Genomic DNA, 12,004 nt, shown 5'->3' with positions numbered 1-12,004 from the left:
GCTATTTCCTGGGGTCGAAGGCGTCGCGAGCAGCCTCACCGATAAATACCAGCAAGGTCAGCATGATCGCGAGGACCATGAATGCACTGATGCCTAGCCATGGCGCCTGCAAATTCGCTTTCCCTTGCGCCACCAGCTCTCCCAGAGATGGAGCGCCTGGTGGCAGGCCGAAGCCAAGGAAATCCAGGGCAGTCAGCGTGCCGATCGCGCCGGTCAGGATGAACGGCATGAAAGTCATGGTCGAAACCATCGCGTTGGGCAGAATATGACGGAACATGATCGCGCCGTTGCGCATACCAAGGGCTCGCGCCGCGCGTACGTATTCAAGGTTGCGGCCGCGCAGAAACTCGGCGCGGACCACGTCGACCAGGCTCATCCAGGAGAACAGCAGCATGATGCCTAGCAACCACCAGAAGTTGGGTTGCACGAAGCTTGCGAGAATGATGAGCAGGTAAAGCACGGGCAGTCCTGACCATATTTCCAGCACTCGCTGCCCAACGAGATCGACCCAGCCGCCATAGAACCCTTGCAGTGCACCGGCAATGACGCCGATTACCGAGCTGATCAGCGTCAGCGTTAGCGCAAATAGGACCGAGATACGAAAGCCGTAGATGACCCGTGCAAGCACATCCCGGCCCTGGTCGTCGGTACCCAGCCAGTTATCCCACGAGGGGGGGGCGGGAGCGGGGACCTGAAGATCGTAATTGATGCTGGAATGGTGAAACGGAATCGGTGGCCAGATCATCCAGCCGCCCTTATTTTCGATCAGCTCCTGGATGTAGGGGCCCTTGTAATCAGCCTGCAGCGGAAACTCACCGCCGAACACCGTCTCTGGATAACGTTCGAACACCGGGAAATACCAACCGCCATCGAAACGAATCACGATCGGCTTGTCGTTGGCGATCAGCTCGGCGCCCAGGCTCAGGATAAACAGCGTGAGGAACAGCCACAGCGACCACCAGCCGCGCTTGTGAGCTTTGAACAGGGCGAAGCGGCGCTGATTCAGTGGCGACAACGGCATATGTCAGGCCTCCCTGCTTTCGAAGTCGATTCGCGGATCAACGAGCGTGTAGGTCAAATCGCCGATCAACTTGACCACCAGGCCGAGCAGGGTAAAGAGAAACAGCGTGCCGAACACGACGGGATAGTCGCGGTTGATGGCAGCTTCGAAGCTGAGCAAGCCAAGTCCGTCGAGCGAGAAAATCACCTCGATCAGCAGCGAGCCGGTGAAGAACATGCCTATGAAAGCTGATGGAAAGCCAGCGATGATGATCAGCATTGCATTGCGAAATACGTGACCGTAGAGCACGCGATTCTTGCTCAGGCCTTTCGCCCGCGCTGTGATTACGTACTGCTTGTTGATCTCGTCGAGAAAGCTGTTCTTAGTCAGCAGGGTCAGGGTCGCAAAGTTGCCGATCACCAGGGCCGTGACCGGAAGCGCCAGGTGCCAGAAGTAATCGACAATCTTGCCAGTGAGGGTCAGGTCGTCGAAGTCGCTTGAGGTCAGCCCCCTTAGTGGAAACCAGTTCCAATAGCTACCGCCTGCGAACAGGACGATCAACAGAATCGCGAACAAAAACGCCGGTATCGCATAACCGACGATAATCGCCGAGCTGGTCCACACGTCGAACGGGCTGCCATGGCGGGTCGCCTTGGCGATGCCAAGTGGTATCGACGCTAGATACATGATCAGCGTGCTCCAGAGACCCAGTGAGATCGACACCGGCATCTTTTCGACAATCAGTTCTGTCACCGTGGCATCGCGAAAAAAGCTTTCGCCGAAATCCAAGCGCAGGTAATTGCTGAGCATGATCCAGAAACGTTCCGGCGCCGGCTTGTCGAAGCCGTACAGGCGCTCGATCTCGGCGATCAGATCCGGATCCAGGCCTTGTGCGCCCCGGTAACTGTTGCTGCCGGTGGCCACTTCGGAGCCGCCGCCGGCGATGCGGCTTGTCGCTCCTTCGAACCCTTCAAGCTTAGCGATCGCCTGCTCGACCGGGCCGCCTGGCGAGGCCTGGATGATGATGAAGTTGATCAGCAGGATGCCGAATAGGGTAGGTATGATCAGCAGCACCCGCCGGAAAACGTATGCGAGCATACCTATCGCTCCGCCGCACGGGTGGCGTTAGCGCCATCTGTGTTGGCGACTGGCTCCTCGTCAACCGCTTTCGGGACGGGGGTTTCCACGTTGGGCGTGTTCCACCAGGTCATCAGGCCGATATCGTAGCTGGGCGTGATTTCGGGGTGGGCCAGATGGTTCCAGTAGGCGACGCGCCAGGTCTTGATGTGCCAGTTCGGAATGACGTAATGCCCCCAAAGCAGTACGCGATCCAGCGCACGGGTACGGGTGATCAGCTCGTCACGCGAATCGGCGGCGATCAGCTTTTCCACCAGCGTATCGATGGCGGGATTCTTCAAGCCGATGAAGTTTCGACTTCCAGGGTTGTCCGCACTCGTCGAGTGCCAGTATTCACGCTGCTCGTTACCTGGAGAGCTGGACTGGCCGAAACCGCTGACGATCATGTCGTAGTCGCGTGAACGCAGCCTGTTAATGTACTGCGAGACATCAACGCGGCGAATTTCCAGATCGATACCCAGGCCGGCCAGGTTACGCTTGTAGGGTAGCAATACTCTCTCAAAGTCTGCTTGTACCAGCAGGAATTCCAGTTTGACCGGCTTGCCGTCGGCATCCATCATGCGGTCGTTTTCGATTTTCCAGCCCGCGGCAGTGAGCAGCTCGTAGGCTCGACGCTGTTGTTCGCGGATCAGGCCATCGGCTTTGGTCTGAGGCAACTTGAAGGGCTTTTCGAACACTTCGTCGGGTACCTGGCCGCGCAGGGGTTCGAGAATGCTCAGTTCTTTTTCGCTCGGCAATCCCGAAGAAGCGAGCTCCGAATTGTCGAAATAGCTGGTGGTGCGGGTATAGGCGCCGTTGAACAGCTGGCGGTTGGTCCATTCGAAGTCGAAGAGCAGTGCGAGGGCTTCCCGAACTCTGACGTCCTGCAAATTTTTCCTGCGGGTATTGAAAATGAAACCTTGCATGCCTTGTGGGTTGCGATTGGCGATCTCCTCCTTGATGATTCGCCCGTTTTTGACCGCATCTATATCGTAAGCGGTGGCCCAATTCTTCGCGCTGGTTTCCAGCCAGTAATCGAAGTGCCCGGCTTTAAAGGCTTGCAGGGCCACCGTGTTATCTCGGTAGTAGTCGAAGTGCACGTGGTCGAAGTTATAGAAGCCCCGGTTGACTGCCAGATTCCTGCCCCAGTAATCCTCGACGCGGGCATAGCGCACCGAGCGACCGGCCTCCACACGTTCTATGCGATAGGGACCACTGCCCAACGGCGGCTCCATGCTGCCGGTGGTGAAGTCTCTTTGCGCCCACCAGTGCTTCGGCAGAACCGGGAGCTGCCCCAGTATCAGCGGCAGCTCACGATTACCGGCGTGCTTGAAATCGAACCGGACGCGACGAGGGCCCTCGACTACGGCTTTTTCGACATCGGCGTAATAGCCTCGATAATGCGGCGCGCCCTTATTGACCAACGTCTCGAAAGTGAACACCACATCCTCCGCCGTAACCGGCTCGCCGTCGTGAAAGCGCGCTTCCGGGCGCAGGTAAAAACGTACCCACTCATTGTTCGGACCCTTCTCGATTTTTTCTGCCAGCAGGCCGTATACCGTGAAAGGCTCATCCAGACTATTGGTTGTCAGGGTGTCATAGATGAGGCCGATGTCGTCAGCGGCTACGCCTTTGTTAATGAAGGGGTTGAGCGAATCGAAACTGCCGAAGCCCGCCTGGCGCAAGGTGCCGCCCTTGGGTGCGTCCGGGTTGGTGTAGTCGAAATGGGAAAAATCCGCAGGGTATTTGGGCTTCTCGTCGTACAGCGTCAGCGCGTGCCGGGGAGCCGCCTCGGCTGTGTTCGCCAGACAAAGGAGAGCCAGGACGCCTGCATGCAGGATCGACAGTCGTGCGTTTTTTGTCATTGAGCCTTCTCCAGGTCCTTCAACCACCACGCACGCAGCCCGAGGGTGTAAGGCGGTGTGGTGACATGCGCGAACCGATTGCGGTATGCCAGGCGGTGGTAACTGATGTACCAGTTGGGGATGGTGTAGTGGTTCCAGAGCAGGACGCGGTCGACAGCGCGCGCTGCGGCAATCTGCTCTTCACGGGTCTTGGCTGCAAGCAGTTTCTCGAGCAGCCTGTCGATGATCGGGTTGGCGACACCGGCGTAGTTGCGGCCGCCCTTGACGTTTATTTGGCTGGAATGGAAATACAACCACTGTTCGAGCCCAGGACTGAGGCTCTGGGCCAGCGTTGTCAGGATCATGTCGTAGTCGTACTGATCCAGGCGCTGTTTGTACTGTGCACCATCAACGGTTCGCAAGCGGGCCTGGATACCGATGCGCGCCAGATTCTCCACGTAGGGCTGGAGAATACGTTCGAGCCCCGGATTGACGAGCAGGATCTCGAATCGAAAAACGCGGCCTGCCTTGTTGCGAAGACCGTCAGGGGTCAGTTTCCAGCCGGCTTGACCAAGCAACGCCAGTGCTTTGCGCAAGGTGTCGCGTGGGATGCCGCGCCCGTCCGTTTTCGGTAGTTCGAACGGTTCGGTGAACAGCTGCGCCGGTAGCTGGTCCCGGAACGGCGATAGCAGCAACCATTCGCCTCCTTCCGGTGTACCGGTCGCCGAGAATTCACTGTTCGGATAGTAGCTTTCGCTGCGTTGATAAGCGCCGTAGAACAGGGCGCGGTTGGTCCATTCGAAATCGAACAGCATGCCCAGAGCCTGACGGATCTTGACGTCGGCAAACGCCGGTCGGCGCCCGTTCATAAACAGGGCCTGGGTCTGGGTAGGGATCTGGTGCGGGATCTCCGCGCGGATCACATCACCGCGCAGAACCGCCGGAAACTGATAGCCGTTGGCCCAGTTTTTCGCTTGATGCTCGATGTAGAAATCGAATTCGCCGACCTTGAAGGCTTCGAATGCGACCGTGGTGTCCCGATAAAACTCCACATCGATCCGATCGAAATTGTATTTTCCGCGGTTGGCTGGAATATCCGCGCCCCACCAGTTCTTCACTCGCTCGAAGCTCAGGCGACGTCCAGGTTGGACCTCGCTGACGCGGTAAGGCCCGCTGCCGAGTGGGGGCTCGAACGTCGTGGCGCGAAAATCTCGGTCTTTCCAATAATGTTGCGGCAGTACCGGCAGCTCGCCGAGACGCATGATCAGTAGCGGCTGACCCGGTTTATCGAATACGAAGCGAATTCGATGACGATTGAGGATATCGACGCGCTTTATCCCCTGCAGATCGGTACGGTATCGGGGGTGGCCATCCTTGACCAGCAAACGATAGGAAAAAGCCACGTCGTAAGCAGTAATAGGGTGGCCATCATGGAAACGGGCCGAGTCGCGCAGATTGAACACTACCCAGCTATGGTTATCGCTGTACTCGATAGTCTCCGCGATAAGCCCATATGCCGAGGCCGGTTCGTCGCCGGACGGATCGTAAACGCCGGTGCCCACCATCAACGGTTCGTTCAGCTCGCTGATGCCGTACTGGAAGAAGCCCGGAGTCGCGCTTGGGCTGGTTCCTTTGAAGGTATAAGGGTTGAGCGTGTCGAATGTACCGGACGCCATCAGCTGCAAGCGTCCACCCTTCGGCGCATCGGGGTTCACCCAGTCGAAATGGGTGAAGCCTTCCGCATACTTGAGGGTCCCGAACTGCGCGTAACCGTGGCTCTCGCTGATGGTCGCGAACGATGGAAAGCTCACTCCCAGGCAGCTCAATAACAATAGGATGGGTCGCATCAAATGGTGAATCCGATCCATGGCGCTTTCGGTCTTTTCGGCGGAGTACAGTAACAGCTTGTATCCGCTGGAAAAAGGGCGACTATCTGGGCAAACTGCCTTTCCCTTCTAGCCGCCCGATCACAGGGTGAGGTCGCAGATTTTGAGTGAAACGAGCTATGGTCTGCAGTCATGGATAGACCGCTTGAACCAATCTGAGCTGCCCGCGTTGGCGGCGGTCGTACAGGATTTGCAGCGCCTTACGGAGCACGAGCATGCGTCTGTGCAACAGCTTGCGGATGTGCTGTTGCGCGACGCCGCGCTGACCTCCAAGGTACTTCGCGTTGGCAATAGCAGTTACTACAACCCGTCGCAGGAAACTATCAAGACCATCTCGCGTGCCATCGTCATGATCGGCTTCGACAATGTTCGCTTGATCAGTCTTTCGGTCAGCCTGATTGATGGTCTGCTTGATCGTGCGCCGCGCCAGCAATTGCAGGAACTGCTTGCACGTTCGTTTCATGCTGCTGTGCAAGCGCGCAACATCGCCGGTTACGTTTTGACGAGGCATGAGGAGGAAGTTTTCATTGCAGCGCTGCTCCATGAGGTCGGTGAACTTGCCTTCTGGGGCTGCGGTGGCGAACAGGCCGACGAGCTCGGTGAGGCTCTCGCGGCTAGCGACGCGGACCATGATCAGGCTGTCGAGCGGGTGCTTGGTACCAGTTTTCGCCAATTGAACCTGGGCCTGATCAAGAGCTGGAATATCGGCGAGCTTGCCAGCTTCGCTCACGGTTCGGCGAATCTACGTGACCCCGCGGTGCACGCGGTCAGTCTGGGCGTTCGCATTGGTTCGGCGGCCTTGAACGGTTGGGGTTGTCCAGAGATGGAAGGCCTGGTCAAGGAGCTTGCCGAGTTCAGTGGTATATCCGAAGCGGACGCGATGCAGCAGGTCCTCGCCAGTGCTGATGAAGCGGTGAACGTGGCGGCGACGTTCGGGGCCAGTCGACTGTGTAAGCTGATTCCTTCAACCGACCCAGAGCAAGTGCAGCGGCAACAGGCGCAGCGCACGGCGAGCCACCTGCAGCCGAATCTGCTGTTGATGCAACAGGCCATGCAGGATCTTGGAATGATGGCCGCAAGTCGAGGTGACGTCGGCCTGATTCTCGATGCGTTGCTTAAGGGACTGCACGAGGGAGCAGGGCTAGAGCGCGTGATGCTGACTGTCCTGGCCGATCACCAAACTGCATTTCGCGCCAGGTGCGTCGCGGGGGAGCAAACTCAATCTTGGCTTGAAGCTTTCGTCTTGCCTGTCGATCCGTCGGGGCAGTCGCATATCTTCAGCTACGTGCTTCGCCAACGACAGCCACTATGGATGGGCGTACCTGCAAGCTATAACCTTGAGGAGCTGGTGACCTTGCCGCTTCGCCAGCAGCTGGGTAAAGGGATGTTTTTCATTGCGCCGCTGATGGCAGGCACGCGCGAAATCGGCGTGCTCTACGCGGATAACCGGTTAACCGGCCGAGCGCTGAAGCACGAACAGTTCGTTGCCTTCCAGCGATTCACCCAGCTGGCTGGACGCTGCCTCGATGCGCTGGGCAGACGCGGCTGACGAGGTGCGGCCTGCCCAGCGACTTAATGTGGGATATACAGTGTGAGGGTCTGGCCTGGTTTGAGCATTACGCTGTCCCTGGGATTCCAAGTCTTCAGATTATTGATCTGAACATTGAAACGCTTGGCGATTTCGTAGAGCGAATCGCCTTTCTTGACCTTGTAATAGGTTGGCGCGGGTTTAGCTCGTTTGTCGTCGCCGGCTGCCTGAAGAAACAGCGCTTGGCCTACCTTGATGTTACTGCCTGACAGGTTGTTCCAGCGCTGCAGATCATGAACCGAGACTTTCTGTGTCTTGGCGATATCCCAGAGGTTGTCGCCCTTGCGGACCCGATAATTGCGCGGTGCTGGTTGGCTTCGCGCTACGGCATGGAGGAGCTCGCGAGACTGCCCCGGCCCGGCCGATTGCGGAATGCTCAGGATTTGGCCGATCTGCAGGCGATCGCCCCGAAGACGATTGATATCACGGATGATATTGACTGATAGGTTATGCCTGTTGGCGATTGCGCCAAGCGTGTCGCCCGGGCGAACCTGGTATTGCTGCCAGTCGACCAGATCCTGCGGTTTCATCAGGGCCAGGTTGGCCGCGAACATCTCTGCCTTGGCGCTTGGAACCAGGAGATGCTGTGGGCCGTCCAGCGTAATGCGACGGGTGAAGGCGGGGTTCAGCTGATAGATTTCGTCTTCCTCGAGGTCTGCCATTTTGGCGACCCTGGCGAGATCCATGCGTTGTTTCAGCGCGACCACTTCGAAATAAGGTTCGTTGGCGATCGGGGTCAGGTTGAGGCCGTATGCTTCAGGACTTTGCACCATCTGCGAAAGCGCTAGCAGCTTGGGCACGTAATCTCGCGTTTCGCGGGGCAGAGGCAAATTCCAGTAATCAGTTGGCAAGCCGAGCTTCTGGTTACGCTCGATTGCACGGCTGACCGTTCCTTCGCCGGCGTTATAGGCTGCCAGCGCCAGTAGCCAGTCATCGTTGAACAAGCCATGCAGGTACGTCAGGTAGCGCAGTGCTGCGGTGGTGGAAGCGGTGATGTCGCGCCGGCCGTCGTACCAGCTGGTTTGTTGCAGATTAAAGTGCCGACCGGTCGAGGGGATAAATTGCCATAGGCCTACCGCCCGGGCTGGCGAATAGGCAAAGGGGTTGTAGGCACTCTCAATTATGGGCAGCAGCGCCAGCTCGAGCGGCATATCGCGCTCTTCCAATTGCTCGACGATGTAGTGAATGTACGGGCTGCCTCGCTCGCTGGCCGTCTCGATAGATTCCGGACGGCTTGAGAAAAGCAGGCGCTGTTGTTCGATGCGAGGGTTGCTGTCCAGATGATCCTGCAACTTGAAGCCGTGCCGCATGCGATCCCAGATGTCCGAATGAGTCGGAGCGGCAGGTTTTACGTCTGTGAGCCACAGGGTGTCCTGGACCTGAGGCCCAGTCTGCGTTTGAACGTCGTGTTCTGGCGACGTACGCGAAACGGTACTTTGGCAGCCGGTGATAGCGAGACAAATAGCCAGCGCCAGTGCCCGGCCGGAGGCTGCCAAGGCGTCCGGATGAGGGCTGTTTGATGAGTCAGACGGCATTGGCTGAAGGTTTCCCTGGCGCAAAATTCGAGGGAGTGTAGGAATGCCGTTCCGGTGGGTCAACCCGGCGCCACGCTTTTTGAAGACTGATCGACTTTTCGTCAGAAGCTGTCTTTCCAGGCGCGCAGTGCCGCGAAAACGCTCTCTGGCGTGGGCAATTGGCGGCCCGCATGCCGACTTGCTGTCGCCGCGACGGTGGTCTCCGCGCTGCGCAGGAACGGGTTGGTCTCCTGCTCGATGCGCAGATCAGAGGGGAGGGTGATACGTTTTGCCTCGCGCAAACGAATAACCTTTTCGAGGCGCCCGGCAATCTCCAGATTGTCCGGCTCGACCGCTTGGGCAAACCGCAGATTGCTTAGCGTGTACTCATGGGCGCAGTACACTTTGGTGGACGCAGGCAAGGTCATCAGCCGTTGCAGAGAGCTGAACATCTGGGCTGCGGTGCCCTCGAAAAGGCGGCCGCAGCCTGCGGCGAACAAGGTGTCTCCACTCAGTAGCCAGGGTTCCCGCGCGTCGGCGTGGAAGTAGGCGATGTGGCCGCTGGTATGCCCGGGCACCTCGATCACCTCTAGTTCGTGATCAAGGATACGGATGCGCTGCCCTTCAACCAGGGCGTTGTCCATGGCAGGAATATTTTCTGCAGCCGGACCATGGACCTTCGCCGCGTGCGTTGTCTTGAGTTGTTGTACGCCGCCAACGTGATCGTGGTGGTGGTGGGTGATCAGAATGTCGGTCAGGCGCCAATCGGGACGGGCGTCCAGCCAGCTTTGCACGGGACCGGCTTCGCCCGGGTCCACCGCCGCGCAGAGGCGGCTTTGGGGATCCTGCAGCATCCATATGTAGTTGTCCGTGAAGGCGGGCAGAGCTTCTATCTTCAACATATGTATGGTCGCCAAGTCATTAGCAAAAGCGCATCCTAACAGCCGTATTGGAAAATTGAACCGGCCGGTAGCTCCGATCGGAACGACCCAGCCGATGAACGGAGGCTAGCCATGAGTGAGTCTTGTACCAAGTCGGATGAACATTGGCTGTCGCTGATGAACGAGGCCAGTGCCTGGTTCGATAGTCCACCGGGTCGACAGCTGCTGGAGCAGGAACAGCGTGTGATCAGTCAGGAGTTGTCACGCTGTTTCGGCAGCTACCTGGTGCACTACGGGCCCTTCGCCAATACTCCGATTGAACCGCAGAAAATCAAGCGCAGCGTCCGGCTGGGTCCGCCGCTCGAAGGCGTCGAGATCGTTTGTGAAGAGCAAAACTGGCCGATCGGTGAGCATGCCGCTGATGTCGTAGTGGTTCAGCACGGCCTTGATTTCAGTTTGTCGCCGCACGCGTTGCTGCGCGAGGCGGCGCGTAGCGTCAGACCGGGCGGGCACTTATTGATCGTCGGCGTCAATCCGTGGAGCGCCTGGGGCGCGACGCGCCTGCTATCGCGAAAGGCCTTTCGCCATGCACGCTGCATTCGGCCCACACGCGTCGGGGACTGGTTGAACCTGCTTGGATTCGCGCTGGAGAAACGTCGGTTCGGGTGCTATTGTCCGCCGCTTTCTTCGGGTCAGTGGCAGACGAGATTATCTGGGCTGGAAGTCGTTGGCCAACGACTGCAGATGCCGACCGGCGGTTTTTACCTATTGGTGGCGCGAAAGTTGATGGTGGGTCTGCGACCTTTGCGACAGAGCCGTCGGGAGCGTATGGGCCAGCTGCTGCCAATGCCGGTGGCGAAAGTCAGCCGCCGCGATGCCGAACAGTAAAGGGCAAATAATCCTTCATGAGTGATGAAACGGTCGAGATATACACGGATGGCGCCTGCAAGGGTAATCCGGGTCCCGGTGGCTGGGGCGCGCTACTTGTATACAAGGGCGTTGAGCGTGAGCTGTGGGGCGGCGAAGCGGAAACCACCAATAACCGAATGGAGCTGATGGCGGCGATCCGTGCACTGGAAGAGCTGAAAAGACCTTGCCAGGTCAAGTTGGTGACCGACTCCCAATATGTCATGCAAGGCATCAATGACTGGATGCCCAACTGGAAGAAGCGTGGCTGGAAGACCGCTGCCAAGCAGCCGGTAAAGAACGCCGATCTGTGGCGTCTGTTGGATGAACAGGTCAGCCGCCACCAGGTGAGCTGGCAATGGGTGCGTGGGCACACTGGCCACCCGGGAAACGAACGCGCCGATGTCCTGGCCAATCGTGGCGTGGTACAGGCCAAACGACAAACCGCTTAAGTGAGTTGAAACATGCGTAGCGTAGTGCTGGACACCGAAACCACTGGCATGCCGGTGACCGATGGGCACCGGATCATCGAGATTGGCTGTGTTGAGGTCATCGGCCGACGCCTTACGGGTCGCCATTATCACGTGTACCTTCAGCCGGACCGTGAAGTGGACGAGGGCGCCATCGCCGTTCACGGCATCACCAATGAGTTTCTCACTGACAAGCCCCGGTTCAAGGATGTAGCCGATGAGTTCTTTGAGTTCATCAAGGGCGCGCAGCTGATCATTCATAACGCCGCGTTCGACGTCGGCTTCATCAACAATGAGTTCGCCCTGCTTGGACAACAGGACCGTGCGGAACTGAGCGATCACTGCGGCATACTCGATACATTGCTGATGGCTCGCGAGCGTCATCCGGGGCAGCGCAACAGCCTCGATGCGCTGTGCAAGCGCTACGGCGTCGACAACTCTGGTCGTGACTTGCACGGCGCACTGCTCGATGCCGAGATCCTTGCCGACGTTTACCTGACCATGACCGGCGGGCAGACCAACCTGTCCCTGGCAGGTGAGGGCGCCGACTCTGAAAACGGCGGTCGGCGACAGGCGACGCCAATCCGCCGGCTGCCGGGCGATCGCCCCAGTACGTTGGTTATCCGCGCCAACTCCGGCGAAGTCGCCGCGCATGCAGCACGCATGCAGGCCATCGAAAAGGCCGCGGGCGCGACGCCGCTCTGGGTGCAACTGGAACAGCCTGCCGAAATCGAGACTGAAGCCCTGCCGGCCTGAGTCTAGATCGTTGGAGACGCGCGCTTCGTCATTGCGACACAGT

The 12,004-nt window shown here is 58.5% G+C and carries 10 protein-coding genes; 4 read left to right on the top strand and 6 right to left on the bottom strand.

The genetic code is table 11. The features are described 5' to 3' along the window. Position 1: 1 nt before the first annotated feature. Genes CH92_RS11870 through CH92_RS11855 form a run of 4 tightly spaced genes read right to left on the bottom strand, consistent with a single transcriptional unit; the run spans position 2 to position 5,807 of the window. Complete coding sequence (locus CH92_RS11870; protein WP_025241991.1) at positions 2–1,021, bottom strand: ABC transporter permease; 1,020 nt, start codon at positions 1,019–1,021, stop codon at positions 2–4. 3 nt (positions 1,022–1,024) lie between these two features. Further along, a complete protein-coding gene (locus tag CH92_RS11865; RefSeq protein ID WP_025241990.1) occupies positions 1,025–2,098 on the bottom strand; it encodes a microcin C ABC transporter permease YejB in 1,074 nt (357 codons plus the stop codon). A 2-nt stretch (positions 2,099–2,100) separates the two neighbouring features. After that, on the bottom strand, positions 2,101–3,981 hold the full coding sequence (locus CH92_RS11860; RefSeq protein ID WP_025241989.1) for an extracellular solute-binding protein: 1,881 nt from the start codon (positions 3,979–3,981) through the stop codon (positions 2,101–2,103). After that, the gene (locus CH92_RS11855) at positions 3,978–5,807 is read right to left on the bottom strand and encodes an extracellular solute-binding protein (RefSeq protein ID WP_025241988.1); all 1,830 of its coding nucleotides are present in this window, start codon (positions 5,805–5,807) and stop codon (positions 3,978–3,980) included. The genes CH92_RS11860 and CH92_RS11855 overlap by 4 nt, the downstream gene beginning before the upstream one ends. A 142-nt stretch (positions 5,808–5,949) precedes the next feature. On the opposite strand from CH92_RS11855, the gene CH92_RS11850 reads away from it, so the two are divergent. Further along, positions 5,950–7,395: an HDOD domain-containing protein gene (locus tag CH92_RS11850; protein ID WP_025241987.1), complete on the top strand. Its 1,446-nt coding sequence runs from the start codon at positions 5,950–5,952 to the stop codon at positions 7,393–7,395. 23 nt (positions 7,396–7,418) lie between these two features. Here the strand turns inward: CH92_RS11850 and CH92_RS11845 are convergent, their stop codons facing one another. After that, the gene (locus CH92_RS11845; protein WP_080689996.1) at positions 7,419–8,969 is read right to left on the bottom strand and encodes a LysM peptidoglycan-binding domain-containing protein; all 1,551 of its coding nucleotides are present in this window, start codon (positions 8,967–8,969) and stop codon (positions 7,419–7,421) included. A 101-nt stretch (positions 8,970–9,070) separates the two neighbouring features. Further along, the gene (gloB, locus tag CH92_RS11840; RefSeq protein ID WP_025241985.1) at positions 9,071–9,850 is read right to left on the bottom strand and encodes a hydroxyacylglutathione hydrolase; all 780 of its coding nucleotides are present in this window, start codon (positions 9,848–9,850) and stop codon (positions 9,071–9,073) included. Between the two features lie 111 nt (positions 9,851–9,961). Between gloB and CH92_RS11835 the strand changes: the two genes are divergently transcribed. Genes CH92_RS11835 through dnaQ form a run of 3 tightly spaced genes read left to right on the top strand, consistent with a single transcriptional unit; the run spans position 9,962 to position 11,961 of the window. After that, entirely contained in the window at positions 9,962–10,717 is a 756-nt protein-coding gene (locus CH92_RS11835) for a class I SAM-dependent methyltransferase (protein WP_025241984.1), read from the top strand. Between the two features lie 17 nt (positions 10,718–10,734). After that, a complete protein-coding gene (gene rnhA / locus CH92_RS11830; RefSeq protein ID WP_025241983.1) occupies positions 10,735–11,187 on the top strand; it encodes a ribonuclease HI in 453 nt (150 codons plus the stop codon). Between the two features lie 12 nt (positions 11,188–11,199). After that, complete coding sequence (gene dnaQ, locus CH92_RS11825) at positions 11,200–11,961, top strand: DNA polymerase III subunit epsilon (protein WP_025241982.1); 762 nt, start codon at positions 11,200–11,202, stop codon at positions 11,959–11,961. Positions 11,962–12,004: the final 43 nt, after the last annotated feature.

It is taken from the genome of Stutzerimonas stutzeri, from assembly GCF_000590475.1.
Classification (GTDB): Bacteria; Pseudomonadota; Gammaproteobacteria; order Pseudomonadales; family Pseudomonadaceae; genus Stutzerimonas; species Stutzerimonas stutzeri_D.
Note: the sequence above shows the minus strand (reverse complement) of the source record. Positions and strands in the feature narration are given on the sequence as shown.